Genomic DNA, 22,515 nt, shown 5'->3' on the forward strand with positions numbered 1-22,515 from the left:
ACATCAAACGGTGAGTGCCAGAGCACCGCCCGCCGCCAGCAAAGCGGCCATTAGCGGCACCAGAACCATCAGGCCCAGCCGCCAGCCCCCCAGCATACCAACAATCAGCGGCTTGACCAGCGAATTGGCCGCCGCCGCCAGCAATACACCGGTGGCCGCCACCGTCACCGCAACCTCATCCTTGCCCGCCATGTCCGCCAGCGACAGGGATATGGCATCCACATCGCCCAGCCCGGATACCACCGACAGGCCATAAAGCCCGCCCGTGCCCAGCCAGTGCGTCAACGCACGGGAGGCCAGCAGAACAAGCGCCAGAAGCCCGGCAAAGGGCAGGGCCACGGACAGCGCCAGCGGATTGGTCGGTATCAGCGCGTCCCGCATGGTTTCGTCCGGCGCCGCGCCGCGCATTCCGGCCAGTGCGAAAAAGCCGAGCCCCACCAGCCCCGCGCTGACCAGCGGCCAGACCAGAACCCCGGCAAGGGCGGGCGCCACCGCCGTCATCACCAGCAGCAGGCGCAGAAACATCACACTGCCAGAGGCCACGATGCCCCCCGCCAGAAGGCGTTCCTGCCCCGGCGCCTGACGGGACAGGCGGGCCAGATTAATGCTGACCGCGGTGGAACTGACCAGCCCGCCCATCAGGGCCAGCCCCGCCACGCCGCGCCGTGCACCGCCCAACCGGATCGCCGCATAGCCCAGAAAGGACAGGCCCGCAATCAGCACCGCCATCAGCCATATGCGAAAAGGATTGAGCGCTTCGAACGGCCCATAGCCGCGATCCGGCAACAGGGGCAGCACCACCAGCGACAGCACGGCCAGCCGGATCAGGGCGGTCAGGTCCGTGCCGGAAAGATGCTGCAAACCGCTGTGCAGCAATGTGCGGAAATTCAGCAGGGCGGCCACGGAAACACCGGCCACCACGGCGGGCAGAGCCGCCCCCGCACCGGCCATCAGGCCCACCACCAGCACCGCCAGCGCCGCCACGCTGTCCGTGGCGCTGAGAGTGCCGCGCGAGACACTTTCCCGCCAATATGCAAGGCCCAGCACGGCCGCGAGCGCCAGCACCAGCGCGCCGGAAAGCCAGGGGCCGAAATGCGCCGTTCCCGCGCCGCCAAGGCCGCCCAGCAGGCCGATCAGGCTGAATGTCCTGATGCCCGCAACCCGCTGCCCCGCGGGCCGTTCGCGGGCCTGCCAGCCCCGATCCAGCCCCACCAGCAGGCCGAGCCCCAGGGCCAGCAGCACCAGCCAGACCGGATCACCGGCCAGGGCGGGCATGAGATCGGCGGGGGCGGGGTCATCCATGCCGGGCGCCTAACCGGGCAGGCTGGTCATAAGGCCGTATATGGCAATGCGGATCACCGCCGTGGCCAGCACCGTGACCCACAGGCGCTCCACAAGCCGACCGCCGATCAGCGCACCCGCCGCCGCGGCCACCACGGACCAGAGCAGGAAGCCCATGAGCACGAAGGTATCCAGAACCGCCCAGAAAAACAGTGACAGGCCCACACTGACCAGCAGCGCCACCATCACATGGGTGGTCATGCTGAAGCCACCGGGCGATGGCGCATCAAGATCAGGGTCGTCGGAATCGGGAGTGTCGGCGTCATGCTCTGTCATGGGTGCGTCCTTCCATAGGGTGTGGACCAGGCGCCCATCATAGGCACTGCAACCCGCCGCGCCAAGGGCTGTGCCCGGCACGGATCACAGGGGACGAACCAGAGGGGGCGAGCCAGAGGGATCAGGCGGGGCGGATCAGGCCGCCCTTCTCCTCGATGAAGCGCATCACGGTTTCCGCGCCGTCGCCCTTGCGCAGCGATGTGAAGGCATAGGGGCGCTCGCCGCGCATACGCTTCGTATCGCTGTCCATCACCTCAAGCGAGGCGCCCACCAGATCCGCCAGATCATATTTGTTGATCACCAGAAAATCCGATCGGGTGATGCCGGGCCCGCCCTTGCGGGGGATTTTCTCACCCGCCGACACATCGATCACATAAATGGTCAGGTCCGCCAGTTCCGGGGAAAAGGTGGCGGCCAGATTGTCGCCGCCGCTTTCGATCAGCAGCACTTCAAGGCCGGGGAAGCGCTCCACCATGTCCGCCACCGCCGCCAGATTGATGCTGGCATCCTCCCGGATCGCGGTGTGCGGACAACCACCCGTCTCCACGCCCCTGATGCGTTCCTGCGGCAGAACGCCGGTCTCGCTCAGGATGCGCTCGTCTTCCTTGGTGTAGATGTCATTGGTGATCGCCGCCACATCATAATGGGGCGTAAGCAGACGGCAGAGATGTTCCATCAGCGCCGTTTTGCCCGACCCCACAGGGCCACCGATACCCACCCGCAAGGGGCCGTTCCCGGATGTCATATCCATCTCTCCCGTTTTTGTTTCATGACCGAAACAATCTGCTGTACTGCGTTTCATGGCGCATGGCCGCGATGTCGGACAGCATGGCCGCGCCGCCAAGGGCATCTAGGCCGCTGTCCAGCGCCCGATCCCCCACGCCGTGAACCACCGGTTCCAGTTCGGCGATCACGTTCTGGCCGTCGGTCTGGCCCAGCGGCACCAGCCGCACCGCCGCCGAGACCAGATTGGCCAGAAAGGCGTGCAGATAGCCGTGCAGGGCCAGCGCGCACCCGATGCCATGACCGGCCGCGGTCACGGCCACCGCCACCGGATAAACCACGTCGCCGGGGCGGAATCCGTCCAGCAGGTCCAGCGTGGCGGCGGGCCAGCTTTTGCCGGTGGCATCCATGAAGGCGCGGCCCTGCGCACCGGATTCCAGCAGCCGTTCCCGCCCCGCCTGATAGGCCCGCGCAAGGGATGTCACATGAACCAGCCGCCCGCGATCGCGCACATTGGCCGCCGCCCAGCTTTCGTGAAAGATCAGGGCATCGCACCAGCCGGTGCCGAACAACAGCACGTCTTCCAGCCACAGGGTCAGGCTGTGGGCATCCGTGATCTCGCCGGTTTCCACTGCCCATTCCAGACCGTGGGAATAGGTATAGGCCCCCACCGGATAGCTGGGCGACAGCCAACTGAGCAGGCGATAGAGCGCCCGCGCATCGATGGTGGGCGCGACGGCGGGATCAGTGCTCATGGTCGTGCACCCGGCCATGGCCATAGGCGCCGCCCTCAGGGTGGAACGGTTCCAGTATGGCGTTCACATCCGCGCCGAGCCCGCGCGCCATGTCCGCGATCACATGGTCATAGCGCACCTTCAGCCTGTCCGCCGCCAGTTCGGTGGGCAGGTGGCGGTTGCCCAGATGCCAGGCCAGACGCACCAGATGGTCCACACCGTGAGCGCGGATTTCCAGCAGGTCTTCCGGCGCGGCCACCACCTGAAACAGGCTGCCGTCAGCGATTTCCAGCGCGCTGCCGTCCAGCAGCGGGGCCGCCGTGTCCCGATCCAGCAACAGCTTTCGGCCCGCGGTGCTTTCCACCACCAGGCGGCGGCGATAGCGGTCGTCATAGACCAGCGACACGCTGTCCGCGGCGGCGGCCTGCCATGTTCCGGGATCATGTATGGTGATCACCTTTTCCATCACGGCCTCAATACAGGAAATAGCGCTGGGCCATGGGCACCACATCCGCCGGTTCGCAGGTCAACAGTTCCCCGTCGGCGCGCACTTCATAGGTTTCCGGGTCCACCTCGATATGCGGGGTGGCGTCGTTCAGTGCCATGGACTTCTTGGAAATGGTCCGGGTATCGCTGACCGGGATCAGCGTCTTGTCCAGCCCCAGATGGTCCAGCCCCGCATCCAGCCCGGCTTGCGAGACAAAGGTGCAGCTCGACGCCGTGACCGCCTTGCCCAGCGCCGCGAACATGGGCCGGTAATGCACCGGCTGCGGCGTCGGGATGGAGGCATTGGGATCGCCCATGGGCGCGGCGGCGATGCTGCCGCCCACCAGCACCAGCTTGGGCTTGACCGCGAACATTTCCGGCGACCACAGCACCAGATCCGCCCGCTTGCCGGGGGTGATGGAGCCGATATGGTCCGCCATGCCGTGGGCGATGGCCGGATTGACGGTGTATTTGGCGATATAGCGCTTGACCCGTTCATTGTCCGTGTCCGCCGTGTCGCCCAAAAGCGCGCCGCGCTGCTTTTTCATCTTGTCGGCGGTCTGCCAGGTGCGGATCAGCACCTCGCCCACCCGGCCCATGGCCTGGCTGTCGGACGCGATGATGGAAAACGCCCCCATGTCGTGCAGGATATCCTCGGCGGCGATGGTCTCCCGCCGGATGCGGCTTTCGGCAAAGGCCACGTCTTCCGGGATACGCGGGTCCAGATGGTGGCAGACCATCAGCATGTCCAGATGCTCTTCCAGCGTGTTGGCGGTGAAGGGCCGGGTCGGATTGGTGCTGGACGGGATCACATTATGGCTGCCCGCCACCTTGATGATGTCCGGTGCGTGGCCGCCGCCCGCGCCTTCCGTGTGATAGGCGTGAATCACCCGGTCCCCGATGGCCTTCAGGGTGTTTTCCACAAAGCCGCTTTCATTCAGCGTATCGGTGTGGATCATCACCTGCACATCCATGGCATCCGCCACAGACAGGCAGCAGTCGATCGCCGCGGGGGTGGTGCCCCAGTCCTCGTGCAGTTTCAGCGCGCAGGCCCCGGCGCGCACCTGCTCTTCCAGCGCCGCCGGGGTGCTGGCATTGCCCTTGCCCGCAAAGGCCAGATTGACCGGCGAAAACTCCGCCGCCTGAAGCATCCGGCCAATATGCCATGGCCCCGGTGTGCAGGTGGTGGCATTGGTGCCGGTGGCCGGGCCGGTGCCGCCGCCCAGCATGGTGGTCACCCCGCTCATCAGGGCGTCATCCACCTGCTGGGGGCAGACAAAATGGATATGGGCGTCGAACCCGCCGGGGGTCAGGATGCAGCCCTCGCCCGCGATGGCCTCCGTGCCGGGGCCGATGATGACGGTCACTCCATCCTGCGTGTCCGGGTTGCGGGCCTTTCCGATGGCATGGATGCGCCCGTCCTTCAGGCCCACATCCGCCTTGATAATGGCCTGATGGTCCACCAGAAGGGCATTGGTGATCACCGTGTCCACCGCCCCTTCCGCGCGGGACATCTGGCTTTGACCCATGCCGTCGCGCACCACCTTGCCGCCGCCGAACTTCACCTCGTCACCATAAACGGTGAAATCCTTTTCCGGGGTGATGAACAGCTCGGTATCCGCCAGGCGCAATCGGTGGCCCATGGTGGGGCCGAACATGCCGCCATAGTCCGCGTGTGAAAGTGTCGCCGCCATATCAGCCTTCCCCCTTGTCCAGATTGCCCATCACCTGACCATTGAAACCCACCGCGCGCCGGGCGCCGCCATAGGGCACCAGGGTCACGTCCCGCTCCTGGCCCGGTTCGAACCGCACGGCGGACCCGGCGGGAATGTCCAGCCGGTGGCCGTGCGCCGCCTCCCGGTCGAAGGCAAGCGCCGCATTGGTTTCGGCAAAATGATAATGGGACCCCACCTGAACCGGCCTGTCGCCGGTATTGGCCACGGTCAGCGTCAGGGTGGGGCGGCCCTCGTTCAGGGTGATCCGCCGGTTCGGCAGGCTCACCAGTTCGCCGGGGATAAGCGGGGCCTGTGTCATTTCCGGCCCCGATGGCGCCAGACGGCCCAGCCGATCGCCAGCAGGGCGACGGGCACCAGCACCCATTCCAGCCCGGCAAGGGGGCTGGCACCATGGGGGTGGCCATGGGCCGCCGCCGATGGATGGGCCAGCGCCCCGCCCGCATGGAGCGACGCGGCCAGCAGGCTGGCAAAAGCGAACAGGGTCAGCAGTCGGGTCATGGTCTGTCTCCTCCACATCTGAAACGGGCTCAACGAATGGGGTCATGCACGGTCACCAGCTTGGTGCCGTCGGGAAAGGTGGCCTCCACCTGCACGTCGTGAATCATTTCCGGCACGCCTTCCATCACCTGATCGCGGCCAAGCACGGTGGCGCCGAACGCCATCAAGTCCGCCACCGTGCGGCCATCGCGCGCACCTTCCAGAATGGCATCCGTGATCAGTGCAATGGCTTCCGGGTGATTCAGAAGCACACCCCGTTCCAGTCGGCGGCGGGCCACCATGGCGGCGGTGGCGATCATCAGCTTGTCCTTTTCGCGGGGGGTCAGGTTCATTGCAGTTTCTCCTTGAAATCAAAGGCCCCACATGCGGGGTGCCGCGGCGCCGCCCCGCACCAGATCGAGCACGGCAAGCATCTGGCGGCGCAGGGCGGCCCCGCCATGGGCCACGATCCGCGCCAGCACCAGCCCATCCGGCCCGGCAGGCAGATGGCTGGCGCCCATGACCGCCCCTTCGACCGGCCCAAGCGCCTGCAAATCCGCCACCATGCGCTCGGCCCCCGGCGTCACGGCCACCAATGTGGCAAAAGCATCGGCGCCGCCCAGCACGGCGGGCCGGGCCAGCACATCCTGAAGGTCCATATCCGCATCCGCCGCGAGCCGCGTGCCGTCGGCATAGACCAGGCGATCCCCCAGCCATATGCGCCAGTCATCGAAAAAGGCCCCGCGGCGCACCCGTTCCCGCATGGCGGTGCGGCCTAGCACTGTGGCTTCCGCCGCCACCAGGCGCGCGCCAGGTGCCAGCGACACGGACAGCGCCCGATGACAGCGCGCACCATCGAACAGAATGGTTTCCTGGGGCAGCCATTCCAGCGTCGCCCCCGTCGCCACACGAGCCCGCGTGGTGATGCGGGTAACGCCCGCGCTGGCCCGATAGAGCTTTTCCGCCGCCTGCGTGCTGGCCACCAGATGGCCGCCATCCACGTTCACACTTTGCTGGAAGCGGTCACCGCCGGTCAGCCCGCCCGCCGTATTGATCAGCACCATATCGCCCACGCCCGCCGTGGCCGGGCGGGGAAAGCGTGCCTTGGCGGCGCCTTCCTGATAGAGACTGCTCAGCCCCCGTTCATGCCAGCCCACCCTGAGAACGCCGTAGGTGCGTTGCAGGGCCTGTTCCGGCACCGAAACGGGATCGGGCGCATGGTGAGAGCGGGGCCATTGTGGCTGCGCGGTCATGCACATCCCCTGTTGCACGCGGTCAGCTTTCCTAACCAATTGGTCAGGTCACGGGAATCATAGCAATCACCGGGCCAAGAGCCGGACGGCCCGAAACCGGCGGAACAGGCGCCTGCCAGCGCAAATATGCCTTAAATTTCGGCATCCGGCTGCCCTGTTTGCAGGCACCTGCCCGTGCAATCGGCGGGAACGGTTTTCCCTTGTGGAAAAGGGCGGTCGCCGCTACGGTCGCAAACTGAATGATCGGTCAGATTCAGACCGCCCGGAACACCCTGAGACCCGCATTATGGCCGCAACCACACACAGCCGCCCCACCCTGTATCGCGGGCCGCTTTACACCCCGCTGGACACAACCGCCCCCCGCGCGGACGGGGCAGAGCTGTACCTGCCGGACGGCGGCCTGCTGGTGGTGGATGGCCTGATCGGCGATGTGGGACTGTTCGAGGCGGTGCGCGCCCGCGCCGGAGCCGCCTATGTGGTGGACACTGGCGGGCACTGGCTGGTGCCGGGCTTTGTGGACACCCATGTGCATTATCCCCAGACCGAGATGATCGCCAGCTTCGGCGCCCAGTTGCTGGACTGGCTGAACACCTACACCTTTCCGGCGGAAGCCGCCTTTGCCGATCGTGATCACGCGGATCGGGTGGCCAGGCTGTTTCTGGATGAGATGCTGCGTCAGGGCACCACCACGGCGCTGGTCTTCGCCACCGTCCACCCCGGTTCCGTGGATGCCCTGTTCAGCGCGGCATTGAAACGCGATCTGCGCCTGATCGCGGGCAAGGTCTGCATGGATCGCCACGCCCCGGCCAATCTGCTGGACACGCCGGAAAGCGCCTATGAGGACAGCGCCCGCCTGATCGATCAGTGGCACGGGCGCGGGCGGCTGGGCTATGCCATCACGCCGCGCTTCGCGCCCACGTCAAGCCCGGCGCAACTGGCCGCACTGGGCCGCCTGCTGCACGCGCATGACGACGTGCTGCTGCACACCCATCTGAGCGAAAATCAGGGCGAGATCGCCTGGGTGGCCGACCTGTTCCCGGAGGCGCAAAGCTATCTGGATGTGTATGACCGCCATGATCTGGTGGGGGAGCGCAGCGTGTTCGCCCATTGCCTGCACATGGCCGACCATGACATGGCCCGCCTGGGCCGTGCGGGCAGCGCCATTGCCTGCTGCCCCACGTCCAACTTCTTTCTGGGCAGCGGCACCTTCGATTTTCACCGCGCCGAACGCCATGATGTGACCGTGGGGCTGGGCAGCGATGTGGGGGCGGGCACCAGCTTCTCACTGACCGCCACCATGAACGCCGCCTACAAGGCTGGACAGCTTCAGGGACAGGCCCTGACCGCCGGCACCCTGATGCGCATGGCCACGCTGGACGGGGCGCGGGCGCTCCATGTGGCGGATCGGGTGGGCAGTCTGGAGCCCGGCAAGGAAGCGGATTTCCTGACCCTGAACCCGGCGGCCACGCCCCTGATGGCGGCGCGCATGGCGGCGGCACGGGACTGGCGGGAACAATTGTTCGCGCTGATCATGATGGGGGACGACCGGATGGTTTCCGGCACCCATATCCGCGGGCGCCGCTGGCAGGAAACGGCGAAAGCCTGAGCCCTCACGCGCCGGGCAGGTGGACGGTCACCGGCGGGTGGCCCGCATCGTCCAGCACCACCTCGTCGCAATTGGGCGTTTCCACATGGTCGCGGGCGTCCACCCGATCCACCACCAGGAAATCGCTCACACCCTGAAGGGCCAGGCTGTAATGGTGCCAGGTGCCGGGGTGATAATTCACGCCCTGATCGCCGCTGGCCAGAAAAGCGGTGAGCGCCACCGGATCGAACGACCCCTTTTCGCCCACCACCACCAGATAAGGATGGGGACCGAGGGGCATGAAAAGCTGGCTGGACAGGGGATGCCGCTCCATCACCGCAACCGACCAGGGCGTGGTGACGGGCTGGCTGCGGAAAATGTTCACCGCCACGCGGCCCACCTCGCCCAGCACGTCGATCTCCGCCAGGTCGTGAAATCGGGTGGTGCGGCCATAATTGATCTGTTTCTGCACGGCGCGCTCATCAGCTTCCACCACATCGCCAAAGGGGGCGAAGGCGTCCGCCGTAAGGGGCCGGGCGGTGAGGGTGATGGGGCGCGCGCTCATGATCCGTCCTTCCGGTGGTCGGCGATCCATTTGCCCAGCCGGGCGCGCTCGCCGTCCGTCATGCCGGTTTCATTGCCCAGCGGCATGATATTGGCCAGCACCGCCTGCTGTTCGATCTTCGGGGCGTATTGCCGGATCAGGGCCGGGCTGTCCAGCCGCACGCCGCCAGGGGCCTCGGTGAAAGCGGGGTGGCGGGGATTGGTCGCGTGGCAGCTTGTGCAATGGGTTTCCATGATGGCGCGCACCTCGGTGAACGGCACCGCGCCAGCCACGCCACCCGCCATGTCGGGCCGACCCGCTGAACGGGTCTGGGCCGTGAACATGGCGATGATGATGAACAGCCCGATGCTGGCAAAGACCAGCCCCGGCGCGCTCACCTCCCGGTGGCGCAGATTGAAGAAATGCCGGATCATCACGCCCAGCACCCCGATGGCCGCCAGAAGCAGCCAGTTATACGGATGGCTGAACACCATGGGATAATGATTGGAGATCATGATGAACAGCACCGGCAGGGTCATGTAGTTATTGTGCAGGGACCGCTGCTTGCCCGCCGCGCCCAGCGCCGGGTCCGGCTCTTCACCCCGTTCCAGCGCGGCCACCACCTTTTTCTGATTGGGGATGATCACGAAGAACACGTTGGCCACCATGGCCGTGCCGATCACCGCGCCCACATGGATGAAGGCGCCCCGATCATTGAAAACCTGCACAAGGCCGTAAGAAAGCGCCACCAGCACCAGAAACCAGAGCGCGCCGAACAGCCGCCCGTTGCGGCCCAGCGGAGAGCGGCACAGCCCGTCATAGACCAGCCAGCCGCCCGCGATCACACCCAGCCCCAAAAGCACCGCCTGCACGGGGCTGAGCGCGGCCTTGGCGCTGTCCACCAGGAACAGGTCCGCGCCCCAGTAATAGACAATGCCCAGCAAGGCCATGCCCGACAGCCATGTGGTATAGGCTTCCCATTTGAACCAGTGCAGGTCATCCGGCATATGGGCGGGGGCAACGGCATATTTCTGCTTGTGATAGAACCCGCCGCCATGCACCGACCACACTTCGCCGGTCACGCCGTCGGCGCCGCCTTTCGCGGTGGGGCGCAGGTGATTATCCAGCCAGACGAAATAGAAACTGGCACCGATCCAGGCAATGCCCGCGATCATGTGCAGCCAGCGCACGCCAAGGCCCAGCCAGGCCGCGATATCCAGTTCCATGGGGCAACTCCCTGCCCGTTCCGGGCGTTATTCCATCATCGCAGACCGGCCATCAGGCCGCTTCATACCCCAGCACCAGTTCGGTGGCCGGATCGGTCAGGAATTCGGCCAGTGTATCGGCCATCACCAGATCCCGGAACAGAGTGATGGCGTCGTCCATATGGCCGATATGGGTGGCCTGTGCACGGGTTTCCCCGGCCACCTGATCCAGCATCTTCGCCATCAGGGCGTCATCCATGCGGGTGCCGTCCGTCATTTCCGCCTTGTGAACGCGCCACTGCCAAAGCTGAGTGCGCGCGATTTCGGCGGTGGCGGCGTCCTCCATCAGATTATAGATGGGCACCGCGCCCAACCCGTCGAGCCAGGCGCCCAGATAAAGCAGCCCCACATTGATGTTCTGGCGCAGGCCCTCCTCCGTGATGGTGCCATCCGGCACCGCCAGCAGATCGGCGGCGCTGACCTGCACGTCGTCCCGCGCCACATCCAACTGGTTGGGGCCGGGCATATAGGCATCGAACACGGCCCGCGCCGTTTCCACCGAGGCCGGATGCGCCACCCAGGTGCCGTCATGGCCGTCACCGGCCTCACGCTCCTTGTCGGCGCGCAGCTTTTCCGTGGCCGCGGCGTTCTTTTCCGGGTCGCCCTTGACCGGAATCTGCGCCGCCATGCCGCCCATGGCGTGTGCCCCGCGCCGGTGGCAGGTCTTGATCAGCAGCAGGCTGTAGGACCGCAGGAAATGCTGCGTCATGCCCACCTGTTCCCGGTTCGGCAGCACGAAGTTCGGATCACGGGCGAAACGCTTGATGAAATTGAAAATATAGTCCCAGCGGCCACAATTCAGCCCGACAATGTGATCCCGCAATTCATACAGGATTTCATCCATCTGGAACGCCGCCGTAATGGTTTCGATCAGCACCGTGCAGCGCACCGTGCCGCGCGCCAGACCCAGATGGTCTTCACCGAAGGCGATCACCTCTTCCCACAGGCGGGCTTCCAGATGGTGTTCCATCTTGGGCAGATAGAAATAAGGGCCGGAGCCATTGGCTTTCAGCGCCGCGTGATTGTGAAACAGATACAGCGCGAAATCGAAAAAGCCACCGGATACGGGCGCGCCGTCCAGCAGCACATGATGTTCCGCCATGTGCAGGCCGCGCGGGCGCACGATCAACGTGGCGAGACTGTCCCCCAGCGCATAGGTCTTGCCGCGCGCCGCATCCGAGAAATCGATGGTGCGGGCATTGGCATCGCGCAGATTGATCTGGCCGTTCACCATGTTGGACCAGGCGGGCGTGCTGGCGTCCTCAAAGTCCGCCATGAAGCACTGGGCGCCGCTGTTCAGCGCGTTGATAACCATTTTGCGGTCCACCGGGCCGGTAATTTCCACCCGCCGATCCAAAAGGTCCGCCGGGGCGGGCCGCACGGTCCAGTCCCCCGCGCGCACATCCGCCGTTTCGGCCAGAAAGTCCGGCTTTTCCCCGGCGTCGAACGCCTTTTGCCGCTCCATCCGGGCATCCATCAGCGCACGCCGACGGGCGCCGAAACGGGTCTCGATCTCCTTGAAGAAAGCCAGCGCCCCTTCGCTCAGCACGCTGTCGGCCCCGGCCACTTCAGGGCCCTTGATGGTCAGTCCGCCGCGCTCGAATGTGTGCATGGTCACGGGAATTCCCCTTATGGCTGTGCCTGATCGTTGCGAATAAGGCGGTATCATACCGCGCGTGCGGCGCAGCATAGGCGGCGCGGCGCCTTTTTGGAATAGGCTAAAAATTTTAGGTTTTTCAAAAAATATTTGATAATACGCCGTCATGAGCAAGCTGGACGATATGGCCGTCTTCATCCGCGTGGTGGAACTGGGCAGCTTTTCCCGCGCCGGGCGGGATCTGCGCCTGTCGGCGGCGCTGGTCTCCTCGCGCATCAAGCGCCTGGAAGGGGCGCTCGGCATCACCCTGTTCAACCGCACCACCCGACAGGTCCGCGTGACCGAGGCGGGGCGGCGCTATTACGAGGATTGCCTGGACATATTGCGCCGGGTGGAAGAGGCCGAAAGCCGCCTGGCGGAAAGCGACGTGGCGCCCCGCGGCATACTCAGGCTCACGGCCTCCAGCAGTTTCGGGCGCCATTTCCTGGCCCGGCAGATTCCCGATTTCCACCGGCGCTATCCCCATATCCGGGTGCAGCTACAGATCACCGACCGGGTGGTGGACCTGCTGGCGGAAGGGCTGGACCTGGCGATGCGCATGGGGCCGGTGGTGCCGGGCAGTTTCCGCACGGTCATTCTGGCGCCGGTGCGCCGGGGCCTGTATGCCAGCCCGGATTATCTGGCCCGACGGGGCTGGCCGCAAACCCCGCAGGACCTGGCTCGCCACGACTGCCTGATGCTGCGCTATCCCGGCTCCCGCCAGTTCCGCTGGCGCTTTGCCGGGCCGGACGGCCCCTATGATCTGGCGCTGGACGGCGCGTTAGACAGCACCAATGGCGAAGTGCTGCGCGACTGGGCGGTTGCCGGAGAGGGAATCGTGCTGAAAACCGACTGGGAAGTGCGCCGCGACGTGGCCGAGGGGCGGCTGGTGGAAGTGCTGGCCGATCACATGCCCGGCGACAATGTGCTGCACCTCGTGATCCCCTATGATCAATATGTACCGCCCCGCGTGCGGGTGTTCATCGCGGATCTGGCCGATCGCCTGCGGGCGGACCCGGTTCTGAGCGCGCACGCCCGGCCACGGCCTTTTCTGGACTCATCAGTATGAATATTCATTGACTCGGCCAGTCGTTTTCGCTATCGCACAGCTAGGCTGAACCCGTTATAAAGCGGGCAGGATCATTGCCCCATCAAAGGGTCCTTGCGAACACACCGGGCGGGGCCGGGTCGGTTACCGTCCTTTTCTGGAGGGGAGAGGGAAGCCCATGAAACTCATGGTGCCCGTAAAGCGGGTTGTCGATTACAACGTCAAGGTCCGCGTGAAGTCGGACAATTCCGGCGTTGAGCTGGCCAATGTGAAAATGTCCATGAATCCCTTTGACGAAATCGCCGTGGAAGAGGCGGTTCGTTTGAAGGAAGCTGGCAAGGCGGACGAGATCATACTCGTCTCCATCGGCCCGAAGGCGTCGCAGGAAACCATCCGCACCGGCCTTGCCATGGGCGGGGACCGCGGCATTCTGGTGGAGCATGACGACGCGGCGGAGCCGCTGGCCGTGGCCAAGATCCTCAAGGCCATCGTGGCCGAGGAAAGCCCCGATCTGGTGATCATGGGCAAACAGGCCATCGATGACGACTGCAACCAGACCGGCCAGATGCTGGCCCACATGCTGGACTGGCCCCAGGCCACCTTTGCCAGCAAGCTGGAAACGGAAGACGGCAGCCTGAAGGTGACCCGCGAGATCGACGGCGGCCTGGAAACCCTGACAATGAAACTGCCCGCCATCGTCACCACGGACCTGCGCCTGAACGAGCCGCGCTATGCCGCCCTGCCCAACATCATGAAGGCGAAGCGAAAGCCCATCGACATGAAAACCCCCGCCGACTACGGCGTGGACATGGGCCTGCGCCTGAAAACCGTGCGGGTGGACGAACCGCCCAAGCGCGCGGGTGGTGAAATGGTGGCAAGCGTGGACGATCTGGTGGCCAAGCTGAAAGAAAAGGGAGTGGTGTGATGACGGCGCTCGTATTCATCGAACATGACTTTGAGGCCATCGCCGACAGCAGCCTGGCCGCCGTGACCGCCGCCCGGACCTTCGGGGATGTGCACGCCCTGGTCACCGGCAAGGGCGCGGACACCATCGCCGAAGCCGCCGCGAAGATCGACGGCGTGGCCAAGGTGCTGCACATGGAAGGCGACCAGTTCGAACACATACTGGCCGAGGAGCAGGCCGAAGCGGTGCTGAGCCTGGCCGACGGCTATGACCAGATTCTGGCCGCCGCCACCATGGCGGGCAAGAACTTCATGCCCCGCGTGGCCGCCGCGCTGGACGTGAGCCAGATTTCCGACATCATCGAAGTGGTGAACGAAACCACCTTCAAGCGGCCCATCTATGCGGGCAACGCCATCGCCACCGTGGAAAGCACGGACGCCAAAAAAGTGATCACCGTGCGCGGCTCCACCTTCGACAAGGCCGCATCCGAAGGCGGCAGCGCCAGCGTGGAAAAGGTGGATGCACCGGCACCCAAGGGCCATGCCAGCTTCGAAGGCGCGGAACTGACCAAATCCGACCGGCCCGAACTGACCAGCGCGGACATCATCGTTTCCGGCGGTCGGGGCCTTGGCTCCGGCGAGAATTTCGCCATCATCGAAAAGCTGGCGGACAAGCTGGGCGCCGCCGTGGGCGCCAGCCGCGCCGCAGTGGATGCGGGCTTTGTGCCCAATGACTATCAGGTGGGCCAGACCGGCAAAATCGTGGCGCCGGACCTGTATATCGCCTGTGGCATTTCCGGGGCGATCCAGCACCTGGCCGGCATGAAGGACAGCAAGATCATCGTCGCCATCAACAAGGACGAGGAAGCCCCCATCTTTCAGGTGGCGGACTATGGCCTTGTGGCGGACCTGTTCGACGCGGTGCCGGAGCTGACCGAAAAGCTCTGATCCCGCCGCCGCATCAATAGCCGAAACACAAGGCGGGCGCCCTGACACCGGGGCGCCCGTTTTTCGCGCCGCACCAGCCCGCGCACGCCCCGCCACGGGCGGACTTTTTCACCCGATACGGCCCGCCCCCCTTGCCGGACGGCGGATTTGTCCCCAAACTGCGCGCCGAAGAACAGCATCACGGCAAACAGGGGGACAATACATGGTTGAGACCGTCGGAGTGATCGGCGCGGGACAGATGGGCAATGGCATCGCCCATGTGAGCGCGGTGGCCGGCTTCCAGGTGGTGATGAGCGATCTGAGCATGGCACAGGCGGAAAAGGGCCTTGCCACCATCACGAAAAACCTTGACCGGCTGGTGTCCAAGGACCGCATGAGCCAAGCGGATCGGGACGCGGCGCTCAAGCGCATCACGCTGGCGGACGACCTTTCCGCCCACAAGGACCGCGACCTGGTGATCGAGGCCGCCACCGAGGACGAACACGTCAAGACCGGTATTTTCAAGCAGCTCTGCCCGCACCTGAAGGACGGGGCCATGATCGCCTCCAACACCTCGTCCATTTCCATCACGCGGCTGGCCGCCAGCACGGATCGGCCCGAACGCTTCATGGGCGTGCACTTCATGAACCCGGTGCCAGTGATGAAACTGGTGGAAATGATCCGGGGCATTGCCACGGCGGATGACACCTTTCAGGACTGCATGGCCTTCATCAACCGGCTCGGCAAGGAAACCGCCACCGCCGAGGATTTCCCCGGTTTCATCGTCAACCGCATCCTGATGCCCATGATCAACGAGGCGATCTACACCCTTTATGAAGGCGTGGGCAATGTGGAAAGCATCGACACCGCCATGAAGCTTGGCGCCAACCACCCCATGGGGCCGCTGACCCTGGCCGACTTCATCGGGCTGGATACCTGCCTGGCGATCATGCAGGTGCTGTATGATGGCCTGTCGGACAGCAAGTATCGCCCCTGCCCCCTTCTGGTGAAATATGTGGAAGCGGGCTGGCTGGGCCGAAAGACCGGGCGCGGCTTTTATGATTATGCGGGGGAACTGCCCCGCCCCACCCGCTGACGCGCATTCCTTCCCGGCCACAGGAGCCTATCCATGAGCAAGCTGACCCTGGTGATCGGCAATCGAACCTATTCAAGCTGGTCCCTGAGGGGCTGGCTGGCGGTGCGCCAGACCGGCTTCCGCTTCGAGGAGGTGATCCTGCCGCTGGAAACCGACCAGTTCTATGACGAGGTGGAAAGCTGGAGCCCCAGCCGCACCGTGCCCGCACTGAACCACAGGGGCGCCCGCATCTGGGACAGCCTGGCCATTGTGGACTATTGCGCCCGCCTGAACCGGGATGCCTTTTTCTGGCCTTCCGAATTCGATGCCTTCGGCTATGCCAAGTCCATCGCCGCGGAAATGCATTCCAGCTTTTCCGCCCTGCGCCGGGCCGCGCCGATGAATCTGCGCAAGCGCTATACGGGGCTGACCATGGATGCGGATGTGGCCCGCGACCTGGAGCGAATCGATACGCTGTGGTGCGAATGTCTGGACCATTTCGGCGGCGACGGCGGCTATCTGTTCGGGGACTTTTCCGCCGCCGACATGATGTTCGCGCCGGTGGCCACGCGCGTCGTGACCTATGACCTGCCCATGAGCACGGAAGCCCGGCGCTATGTGACCACCATCATGGAACACCCCTTCATGCTGGACTGGTGCGCGGCGGCGGAACAGGAAACCGCCATCCTGAAAAGCGAGGAACTGGCCGAGGGCCAGACCCATCTGAGCGCGGGATAGGCTTTATTACCGCTCACGCAAGCGTGCTGCGCACGCGCTCCGCGAGGGCGCCGCACTGGCGGCGGGCCACGGTCGTGGCCTCCGCTCATCCCGCGCAGTGGCGGGATGGCGGTAGGGGCAACGCTGGTGCGGGGCTGGAATTGGCGGCGGCGAGGTGGTCGTCGGTTGCCGTCTAGATTCGCCCTTTTTTCAGCGCCGTGAACAGCTTGATGGCTTCCGGTTCGTCCCATTTCAGGGGGCCCAGATATTTGCCGCGAATGCGGCCCTTGCGGTCCACGATCAGGCTGGTGGGAAGCGAGCCCTTCGCCAGATCCATGGCCAGTGCCATAGTGGGGTCCGCATAGGGGGCGAGATTGGGGGCGCCCCATTCCTTCAGGATATCGCGGGCCTGCCCCACGCCGCCGCGATCCACATTGATCGCCACCACTTCGAAATCCGCGTCGCCCAGTTCTTTCTGCAAGGCGGCCAGTTCCTTCATTTCCGCCTTGCAGGGTGCGCACCACGGCGCCCACAGATTGATCAGCAGCGCCTTGCCCTCAAGGCTGGCGAGCGGCGCCTTTTCACCGTCCGGCAGGTGAATGAGCGTCTGCGGCAACGCCTCTGGCGGCGTCACCACCGATACCGGCGTCATCTCCCCCCGCAGAAAGGGGGCAAGACCCCCTGCATCTGACGTGGACGGGCCCGCCACCATCCGATAGGCTACGGCGCCCATCAGGACGAGAACGATGCCAATCGGAATGATCAGCGATTTTCTCATGCCAGTCTCCAATTTGTTACAACGGTGAAGGCCGCCTTATGTCCAGTTCATCCAAAAGCCCCCACGCTCATCCGTCAAGCAATGAGGCGCCCGCCCCAGGCAGCGGACGGCAAAGCATGTGGGGTGGCCGTTTCAATGCGGGCCCGTCCGCGATCATGCAGGAAATTAACGCGTCCATCGGGTTTGACAATGTTCTGTATCGTCAGGACATCCAGGGCTCCCGCGCCCATGTGGCCATGCTGGCGGCGTGCGGCATCATCACGCAAAAGGACGCCACCGCCATCACCCGCGGGCTGGACCGGGTGGAAGCGGAAATAGAAGCGGGGGAAATGACCTTCGATCCGGCGCTGGAAGATATCCACATGCACATCGAAAAGCGCCTGATCGAACTGGTGGGAGACGCGGGCGCGCGCCTGCACACGGCCCGGTCCCGCAATGATCAGGTGGCCACGGATTTCCGCCTTTGGGTGCGCCAGGCGATCGACACGCTGCGCCAGAGCCTGACGGACCTGACAGCCGCGCTGATCGATCAGGCGGAAACCCACAAGGCCACGGTGATGCCCGGCTTTACCCATTTGCAGACTGCCCAGCCGGTCACACTGGGTCATCACCTGATGGCATATGTGGATATGATCCTGCGCGACCGCGCCCGGCTGGCGGACTGTCGCAAGCGGACCAATGAAAGCCCGCTGGGCGCGGCGGCGCTGGCGGGCACCGGCTTTCCAATCGACCGCCACATGACCGCCGAGGCCCTGGGGTTCGACCGCCCCATGACCAATTCGCTGGATGCGGTCTCGGCGCGGGATTTCGCGCTGGAATATCTCTCGGCGCTGACCATTCTCAGCCTTCATCTTTCAAGGCTGGCGGAAGAAATCGTGCTCTGGGCCTCGGCGCCCTTCGGCTTTCTCACCCTGTCGGACAGTTTTTCCACCGGCTCCAGCATCATGCCGCAAAAGCGTAACCCGGATGCGGCGGAACTGGTGCGCGCCAAGGTGGGGCGCATCGCCGCCGCCTTTCAGGGCCTGATGGTGGTGATGAAGGGGCTGCCGCTGGCCTATAGCAAGGACATGCAGGAAGACAAGGAGCCAGTGTTCAACGCCACCGCGGACATGGAACTGAGCCTGGCGGCCATGACCGGCATGATCCGCGATCTCAAGCCGGACACGGACGCCATGCGCACCGCCGCCGCCGATCGTTTCTCAACCGCAACGGATTTGGCGGACTGGCTGGTGCGGGAATTGGGGATGCCCTTCCGCAGCGCCCACCATGTCACGGGCGCCATTGTGCAAAAGGCCGAGCAGGCGGGCGTGACCCTGGCGGACCTGCCATTGGCGGACATGCAGGCGGTGGAACCCGCCATTACGGAGCATGTGTTCACCGTGCTGGGCGTGGACGAATCCGTGGCCAGCCGCCAGTCCTTTGGCGGCACGGCGCCGGATCGCGTGCTTGAGGCCATCACCGCCGCCCGCCGCCATCTGGAGGAAACGCCGTGACATCGCCCGTCGAACCCCGCGCGCTCACCGCCGCGCTCGCCCTGCTGCTGGGCGCCGCCCTCATTGCCGGTTGCGGCAAGAAAGGCCCGCCGCAACCCCCGAAACAGAGCGCAGCGCCCATGGTGCACGCGCACGCCCCCCAGACCCACAGGATCGGCTGACCCCATGGATCATTTTCACTATCACGACGGCACCCTGATGGCCGAGAGCGTACCGCTCGCCACCATCGCCGAAACAGTGGGCACGCCCGTCTATGTCTATTCCACCGCCACATTGCAGCGCCATATGCGGGTGTTCCAGCAGTCCTTCGAAGGGCTGGACGCCCTGGTATGTTTTGCGGTGAAGGCCAATTCCAACCAGGCGGTTTTGAAAACCCTGGCCAATGAGGGCGCCGGGGCGGACGTGGTCAGCGCCGGGGAGTTGAAGCGGGCGCTGATGGCGGGCATTCCGGCGGACAGGATCGTGTTTTCCGGCGTTGGCAAGACGGATGCGGAAATCCGCGCCGGGCTGGCGGCAGGCATCAAGCAGTTCAATGTGGAAAGCGAACCGGAACTGACCGCGCTGGACCGGCTGGCCGGTGAGATGGGCGTCACGGCGCCGGTTTCCATCCGCGTCAACCCGGATGTGGACGCCCGCACCCATGCCAAGATTTCCACCGGCAAGGCGGAAAACAAGTTCGGCATTCCGTGGAACCGCGCCGATACGATCTATGATCTGGTGGGGGCGCTGCCCAATGTGCGCGCCGTGGGCGTGGATGTGCATATCGGCAGTCAGTTGACCGATCTCGCCCCGTTCGAGGCCGCCTTCAAGCGGGTGGTGGGCCTGGTGCGAGACCTGAAGGCCAAGGGCCACGCCATCAGCCATATCGATCTGGGGGGCGGGCTCGGCATCCCCTATGAGCCGGACGCGGACACACCGCCGGAACCCGCCGCTTATGGCGCCATGATCCGCCGCATCATGGATGGGCTGGATTGCGCCATCATACTGGAACCGGGCCGCCTGATCGCGGGTAATGCCGGGGTTCTGGTCACCCGCCTTCTCTATGTGAAAACAGGCGATGCGCGCACCTTCTATGTGCTGGATGCCGCCATGAACGACCTTGCCCGCCCGGCCATGTATGACGCCTATCACGCCATACTGCCCGTGGCCGCCGCCCCCGGCGCGCCGGTTCAGACGGTGGATTTCGTCGGCCCGATCTGCGAAACGGGGGACACCTTCGCCACTGGCCGCGCCACGGCAGTCCAGGAACCGGGCGCGCTGTTCGCCATCAAATCGGCGGGGGCTTATGGCGCCGTGATGGCATCCAGCTACAACACTCGTGCGCTGGTGCCGGAAGTGCTGGTGAATGGCGACCGGTTCGAGGTGGTCCGCCCGCGTGTGGAAGTGGAAGACCTGATCGCCATGGACCGGCTGCCGGACTGGCTGTAACCGCTGGCGGGGCGGCGGGGCGCCGCCTCAGGCAGAGCCCATGCGCCCGATGAAGGGCAGTTCACGAAAGCGGTGGCCCACATCCATGCCATAGCCCACCACGAACATGTCACCGCACCGGAAGCCGGTGAAATCGGGCCGACAGACCGTTTCCCGCCCGGCGGACTTGTCCAGCAGCACCACGCTGGTCACGGATGCCGCCCCCAGCCGCTCATAATGGTCGAGGGCATAGGACAGGGTGTGGCCGGTCTCGAAGATGTCATCGATGATCAGCACATCCCGATCCGCCACGGGCCGGTCGGATGCGGCCAGCAAGGATACCGTGCCCGCGCGCCGGTCCTTTTCCAGCGTGATGAAATCCATTTCCACCACGCTGCCACGGGCGGACATGGCACGGGTCAGATCGGCGGCGAACATGAAAGCGCCGTTCATGATCACCTGCGCCACGGGCTCCCCTTCCAGCCAGCTTGTCAGGCTGGCGGCCAGTTCATCCACCCGCGCGGCGATTTCGGCAGCGGTATGGACCGGCTCCACACCGTGCACGCTGGGTTCGCTGCGGCCCCAGTCATGCAGGGCGCTGATAAGGCGGGGGGAGCGTTTGGATGTCATAACCGGTTCACCATGATCACTGGCCCTGTGTGGCGGATTGATCCGACTGCGAGCCGGACACCACCGACACCGCTGCATTGGCCGCCCCGGCGGGAACCGGATGGCGGGTCGCCTCGAAAGAGACCTTCATGCCGCGCCGGATCAACTGGGCGGGCGGGCTGAACACCCAGCTATCCACCACCTGGCCGCGCCGGTCCAGAATATCGGCCCGCACCTTGGGCACCTTGGCGGTAATATCCCCCTCATTGCGCACGAAGCCGCTGAGCACCAGCACATCCCGCCCGTCCCGCGTTTCCACGCGGGTGTTTTCCAACAGAGCGGCCACCTTGGGCACGCGCTCCGTGATGGGCTTGCTCAGTTCCCCGCCCTCCTCGCGGGCGGCTTCACGGAAGCGGGCTTCGTCGCTCACACTTTCCAGCATCTGGTAAAGCCGGGCACTGGCGGGCCACAGCGCGCGTACCTTGTCTTCGGCCAGGAAAAACGCACCCCCCGCACCGAGCCAGAGCGCCAGCAGCAACAGCCAACCCGCCGTCATCAACCCCTTGCGCCATCGGCCCCGCGCGGGCGCAGGCTCCCCGATCAAATCGTCCTGATTAAGGAAGGACGGCTTGTCATCCCCATAGCGGTCCCGCACGCGGGTGACGAAATCGTCCATGTCCGTATCCGGCACGGCATCGCCCGGCTCTGCGCCGTCCCCGGTATCGGCGGTCAGATCCGGGGTGTCAGGGCCATCCCCTTTAGGCGCGGGGCCATCCCCGTCCCCTTCATCCTCGCCCAGATCGTCCATGCCGCCGGACGGATGCGGGGCCGGGGCCGTGTCCGCCTCGTGCGGGGTGTCGTCGTCCGCGCCGCCCTGTTGGGGCGTGCGCTCGGCGGCGGCTTCCCGGCGGATGTCATCCAGGCTGGCCCAGGCGTCGTCGTCATCATCGTCGCCGAGGTCCGTGGGTGCCGCTGGGCGGGCGGGCGCAGGCGCGTCATCGTCGTCCTCCGCCATGGCCGCCCGCAGGCGCGCGGCGGTTTCGGGGTCGGGTGCTGCCCCGGAGCCCTCGGCGGCGCGGTCACGGGATGGCTCCCCCTCGCCAGCGGGACGGCGGCGGGCGCTGGGGGGCGGCGCCTCCCGCAGTTCATCGGGCGTGGCGTGCCAGTCATGGCCGCAACTGGCGCAGCGCACCTTGCGCCCTGCCCCCTTGATGGCTCCGTCGGGCACCTTGAAGGATGTGGAACAGGATGGACAGACCAGGATCATGCAGTGGCCTCACACTTTCCACCGGTTGGATCGGGGGGCGCGGTTCGGCCCCTTTGAATACCGCCCGGCGGACTTCCCCCGGCGCGCGGCACAGTCTATCCCGCTTTGGCCGACAAACTCAAGCGCACTGTGGCCCTGCGCCGTTCTGCAAAGCCCTTGCCCCACCAGCGCTTATCAGGCATCCCTGTGCCGGGCCGGACAGTCTGGACCACCCCCGGCCTTTATGCCATGATCG

Annotated in this window: 25 protein-coding genes; 9 read left to right on the forward strand and 16 right to left on the reverse strand. The window is 65.4% G+C overall.

The window, feature by feature from the left end; all coding sequences use genetic code 11:
• Positions 1–3: 3 nt before the first annotated feature.
• From WGH93_RS00360 to WGH93_RS00405, 10 genes are all read right to left on the reverse strand, one after another.
• The gene (locus tag WGH93_RS00360; protein ID WP_374762853.1) at positions 4–1,302 is read right to left on the reverse strand and encodes an MgtC/SapB family protein; all 1,299 of its coding nucleotides are present in this window, start codon (positions 1,300–1,302) and stop codon (positions 4–6) included.
• Between the two features lie 9 nt (positions 1,303–1,311).
• Positions 1,312–1,617 (reverse strand): hypothetical protein, encoded by a 306-nt coding sequence (locus WGH93_RS00365; RefSeq protein ID WP_374762854.1) that lies wholly within the window; start codon positions 1,615–1,617, stop codon positions 1,312–1,314.
• 121 nt (positions 1,618–1,738) lie between these two features.
• On the reverse strand, positions 1,739–2,362 hold the full coding sequence (ureG, locus tag WGH93_RS00370) for an urease accessory protein UreG (protein ID WP_374762855.1): 624 nt from the start codon (positions 2,360–2,362) through the stop codon (positions 1,739–1,741).
• A gap of 22 nt (positions 2,363–2,384) precedes the next feature.
• Positions 2,385–3,095 (reverse strand): urease accessory protein UreF, encoded by a 711-nt coding sequence (locus tag WGH93_RS00375; RefSeq protein WP_374762856.1) that lies wholly within the window; start codon positions 3,093–3,095, stop codon positions 2,385–2,387.
• Positions 3,085–3,540: an urease accessory protein UreE gene (locus WGH93_RS00380; RefSeq protein ID WP_374762857.1), complete on the reverse strand. Its 456-nt coding sequence runs from the start codon at positions 3,538–3,540 to the stop codon at positions 3,085–3,087. Before WGH93_RS00380 ends, WGH93_RS00375 begins: the two co-directional genes overlap by 11 nt.
• Before the next feature lie 7 nt (positions 3,541–3,547).
• Positions 3,548–5,254, reverse strand: coding sequence for an urease subunit alpha (gene ureC / locus WGH93_RS00385; RefSeq protein ID WP_374762858.1), 1,707 nt, complete (start codon positions 5,252–5,254; stop codon positions 3,548–3,550).
• A gap of 1 nt (position 5,255) precedes the next feature.
• Positions 5,256–5,594: an urease subunit beta gene (locus WGH93_RS00390; protein ID WP_374762859.1), complete on the reverse strand. Its 339-nt coding sequence runs from the start codon at positions 5,592–5,594 to the stop codon at positions 5,256–5,258.
• Complete coding sequence (locus WGH93_RS00395) at positions 5,591–5,794, reverse strand: hypothetical protein (protein WP_374762860.1); 204 nt, start codon at positions 5,792–5,794, stop codon at positions 5,591–5,593. The genes WGH93_RS00390 and WGH93_RS00395 overlap by 4 nt, the downstream gene beginning before the upstream one ends.
• Positions 5,795–5,823: 29 nt before the next feature.
• Positions 5,824–6,126, reverse strand: coding sequence for an urease subunit gamma (locus WGH93_RS00400; RefSeq protein ID WP_374762861.1), 303 nt, complete (start codon positions 6,124–6,126; stop codon positions 5,824–5,826).
• 18 nt (positions 6,127–6,144) lie between these two features.
• Positions 6,145–7,026 (reverse strand): urease accessory protein UreD, encoded by an 882-nt coding sequence (locus WGH93_RS00405; protein WP_374762862.1) that lies wholly within the window; start codon positions 7,024–7,026, stop codon positions 6,145–6,147.
• A 286-nt stretch (positions 7,027–7,312) separates the two neighbouring features.
• On the opposite strand from WGH93_RS00405, the gene guaD reads away from it, so the two are divergent.
• A complete protein-coding gene (gene guaD / locus WGH93_RS00410; RefSeq protein WP_374762863.1) occupies positions 7,313–8,632 on the forward strand; it encodes a guanine deaminase in 1,320 nt (439 codons plus the stop codon).
• Between the two features lie 4 nt (positions 8,633–8,636).
• Here the strand turns inward: guaD and WGH93_RS00415 are convergent, their stop codons facing one another.
• Genes WGH93_RS00415 through aceB form a run of 3 tightly spaced genes read right to left on the reverse strand, consistent with a single transcriptional unit; the run spans position 8,637 to position 12,032 of the window.
• Positions 8,637–9,176: an ureidoglycolate lyase gene (locus WGH93_RS00415; protein WP_374762864.1), complete on the reverse strand. Its 540-nt coding sequence runs from the start codon at positions 9,174–9,176 to the stop codon at positions 8,637–8,639.
• Positions 9,173–10,381: a urate hydroxylase PuuD gene (locus WGH93_RS00420; RefSeq protein ID WP_374762865.1), complete on the reverse strand. Its 1,209-nt coding sequence runs from the start codon at positions 10,379–10,381 to the stop codon at positions 9,173–9,175. Before WGH93_RS00420 ends, WGH93_RS00415 begins: the two co-directional genes overlap by 4 nt.
• Before the next feature lie 52 nt (positions 10,382–10,433).
• A complete protein-coding gene (gene aceB, locus WGH93_RS00425) occupies positions 10,434–12,032 on the reverse strand; it encodes a malate synthase A (protein WP_374763210.1) in 1,599 nt (532 codons plus the stop codon).
• Between the two features lie 151 nt (positions 12,033–12,183).
• Between aceB and WGH93_RS00430 the strand changes: the two genes are divergently transcribed.
• The 5 genes from WGH93_RS00430 to WGH93_RS00450 all read left to right on the forward strand — a co-directional run bounded on the left by WGH93_RS00430 (position 12,184) and on the right by WGH93_RS00450 (position 16,747).
• Positions 12,184–13,125 (forward strand): LysR family transcriptional regulator, encoded by a 942-nt coding sequence (locus tag WGH93_RS00430; RefSeq protein WP_374762866.1) that lies wholly within the window; start codon positions 12,184–12,186, stop codon positions 13,123–13,125.
• 157 nt (positions 13,126–13,282) lie between these two features.
• Positions 13,283–14,029, forward strand: coding sequence for an electron transfer flavoprotein subunit beta/FixA family protein (locus WGH93_RS00435; RefSeq protein ID WP_374762867.1), 747 nt, complete (start codon positions 13,283–13,285; stop codon positions 14,027–14,029).
• Complete coding sequence (locus WGH93_RS00440) at positions 14,029–14,955, forward strand: electron transfer flavoprotein subunit alpha/FixB family protein (protein WP_374762868.1); 927 nt, start codon at positions 14,029–14,031, stop codon at positions 14,953–14,955. The genes WGH93_RS00435 and WGH93_RS00440 overlap by 1 nt, the downstream gene beginning before the upstream one ends.
• Positions 14,956–15,157: 202 nt before the next feature.
• Positions 15,158–16,030, forward strand: a complete 873-nt coding sequence (locus tag WGH93_RS00445; protein ID WP_374762869.1) for a 3-hydroxybutyryl-CoA dehydrogenase — start codon at positions 15,158–15,160, stop codon at positions 16,028–16,030.
• 33 nt (positions 16,031–16,063) lie between these two features.
• Positions 16,064–16,747 (forward strand): glutathione S-transferase family protein, encoded by a 684-nt coding sequence (locus WGH93_RS00450; RefSeq protein ID WP_374762870.1) that lies wholly within the window; start codon positions 16,064–16,066, stop codon positions 16,745–16,747.
• A 172-nt stretch (positions 16,748–16,919) separates the two neighbouring features.
• On the opposite strand, the gene WGH93_RS00455 is transcribed toward WGH93_RS00450, so the two are convergent.
• Entirely contained in the window at positions 16,920–17,504 is a 585-nt protein-coding gene (locus WGH93_RS00455) for a TlpA disulfide reductase family protein (protein ID WP_374762871.1), read from the reverse strand.
• A gap of 116 nt (positions 17,505–17,620) precedes the next feature.
• Between WGH93_RS00455 and argH the strand changes: the two genes are divergently transcribed.
• From argH to lysA, 3 genes are read left to right on the forward strand one after another with little or no spacing between them, the layout of a single operon-like run.
• Positions 17,621–18,997 carry an argininosuccinate lyase gene (argH, locus tag WGH93_RS00460; RefSeq protein WP_374762872.1) on the forward strand — a complete coding sequence of 459 codons (1,377 nt, stop codon included), beginning with the start codon at positions 17,621–17,623 and terminating at the stop codon, positions 18,995–18,997.
• Positions 18,994–19,158 (forward strand): hypothetical protein, encoded by a 165-nt coding sequence (locus WGH93_RS00465; RefSeq protein ID WP_374762873.1) that lies wholly within the window; start codon positions 18,994–18,996, stop codon positions 19,156–19,158. Before argH ends, WGH93_RS00465 begins: the two co-directional genes overlap by 4 nt.
• Before the next feature lie 4 nt (positions 19,159–19,162).
• Positions 19,163–20,425, forward strand: a complete 1,263-nt coding sequence (gene lysA / locus WGH93_RS00470) for a diaminopimelate decarboxylase (protein WP_374762874.1) — start codon at positions 19,163–19,165, stop codon at positions 20,423–20,425.
• 27 nt (positions 20,426–20,452) lie between these two features.
• Here the strand turns inward: lysA and WGH93_RS00475 are convergent, their stop codons facing one another.
• Both WGH93_RS00475 and WGH93_RS00480 read right to left on the reverse strand, forming a co-directional pair.
• Entirely contained in the window at positions 20,453–21,034 is a 582-nt protein-coding gene (locus WGH93_RS00475; RefSeq protein ID WP_374762875.1) for a phosphoribosyltransferase, read from the reverse strand.
• A gap of 16 nt (positions 21,035–21,050) precedes the next feature.
• Positions 21,051–22,280: a zinc-ribbon domain-containing protein gene (locus tag WGH93_RS00480; protein WP_374762876.1), complete on the reverse strand. Its 1,230-nt coding sequence runs from the start codon at positions 22,278–22,280 to the stop codon at positions 21,051–21,053.
• Positions 22,281–22,515: the final 235 nt, after the last annotated feature.

Source organism: Yunchengibacter salinarum, assembly GCF_037658235.1.
Lineage (GTDB): Bacteria > Pseudomonadota > Alphaproteobacteria > Sphingomonadales > Kordiimonadaceae > Yunchengibacter > Yunchengibacter salinarum.

Bases quoted from the DNA above. Each gene is read 5' to 3' on its own strand.
- aceB (WP_374763210.1), bottom strand. From the start codon at position 12,032: ATGCACACATTCGAGCGCGGCGGACTGACCATCAAGGGCCCTGAAGTG.
- ureG (WP_374762855.1), bottom strand. From the start codon at position 2,362: ATGACATCCGGGAACGGCCCCTTGCGGGTGGGTATCGGTGGCCCTGTG.
- WGH93_RS00450 (WP_374762870.1), top strand. From the start codon at position 16,064: ATGAGCAAGCTGACCCTGGTGATCGGCAATCGAACCTATTCAAGCTGG.
- WGH93_RS00405 (WP_374762862.1), bottom strand. From the start codon at position 7,026: ATGACCGCGCAGCCACAATGGCCCCGCTCTCACCATGCGCCCGATCCC.
- WGH93_RS00380 (WP_374762857.1), bottom strand. From the start codon at position 3,540: ATGGAAAAGGTGATCACCATACATGATCCCGGAACATGGCAGGCCGCC.
- WGH93_RS00430 (WP_374762866.1), top strand. From the start codon at position 12,184: ATGAGCAAGCTGGACGATATGGCCGTCTTCATCCGCGTGGTGGAACTG.
- WGH93_RS00480 (WP_374762876.1), bottom strand. From the start codon at position 22,280: ATGATCCTGGTCTGTCCATCCTGTTCCACATCCTTCAAGGTGCCCGAC.
- WGH93_RS00390 (WP_374762859.1), bottom strand. From the start codon at position 5,594: ATGACACAGGCCCCGCTTATCCCCGGCGAACTGGTGAGCCTGCCGAAC.
- WGH93_RS00365 (WP_374762854.1), bottom strand. From the start codon at position 1,617: ATGACAGAGCATGACGCCGACACTCCCGATTCCGACGACCCTGATCTT.
- WGH93_RS00475 (WP_374762875.1), bottom strand. From the start codon at position 21,034: ATGACATCCAAACGCTCCCCCCGCCTTATCAGCGCCCTGCATGACTGG.
- WGH93_RS00395 (WP_374762860.1), bottom strand. From the start codon at position 5,794: ATGACCCGACTGCTGACCCTGTTCGCTTTTGCCAGCCTGCTGGCCGCG.
- argH (WP_374762872.1), top strand. From the start codon at position 17,621: ATGTGGGGTGGCCGTTTCAATGCGGGCCCGTCCGCGATCATGCAGGAA.
- WGH93_RS00440 (WP_374762868.1), top strand. From the start codon at position 14,029: ATGACGGCGCTCGTATTCATCGAACATGACTTTGAGGCCATCGCCGAC.
- ureC (WP_374762858.1), bottom strand. From the start codon at position 5,254: ATGGCGGCGACACTTTCACACGCGGACTATGGCGGCATGTTCGGCCCC.
- WGH93_RS00415 (WP_374762864.1), bottom strand. From the start codon at position 9,176: ATGAGCGCGCGCCCCATCACCCTCACCGCCCGGCCCCTTACGGCGGAC.
- WGH93_RS00455 (WP_374762871.1), bottom strand. From the start codon at position 17,504: ATGAGAAAATCGCTGATCATTCCGATTGGCATCGTTCTCGTCCTGATG.
- WGH93_RS00400 (WP_374762861.1), bottom strand. From the start codon at position 6,126: ATGAACCTGACCCCCCGCGAAAAGGACAAGCTGATGATCGCCACCGCC.
- WGH93_RS00435 (WP_374762867.1), top strand. From the start codon at position 13,283: ATGAAACTCATGGTGCCCGTAAAGCGGGTTGTCGATTACAACGTCAAG.
- WGH93_RS00375 (WP_374762856.1), bottom strand. From the start codon at position 3,095: ATGAGCACTGATCCCGCCGTCGCGCCCACCATCGATGCGCGGGCGCTC.
- guaD (WP_374762863.1), top strand. From the start codon at position 7,313: ATGGCCGCAACCACACACAGCCGCCCCACCCTGTATCGCGGGCCGCTT.
- WGH93_RS00360 (WP_374762853.1), bottom strand. From the start codon at position 1,302: ATGGATGACCCCGCCCCCGCCGATCTCATGCCCGCCCTGGCCGGTGAT.
- WGH93_RS00445 (WP_374762869.1), top strand. From the start codon at position 15,158: ATGGTTGAGACCGTCGGAGTGATCGGCGCGGGACAGATGGGCAATGGC.
- lysA (WP_374762874.1), top strand. From the start codon at position 19,163: ATGGATCATTTTCACTATCACGACGGCACCCTGATGGCCGAGAGCGTA.
- WGH93_RS00420 (WP_374762865.1), bottom strand. From the start codon at position 10,381: ATGGAACTGGATATCGCGGCCTGGCTGGGCCTTGGCGTGCGCTGGCTG.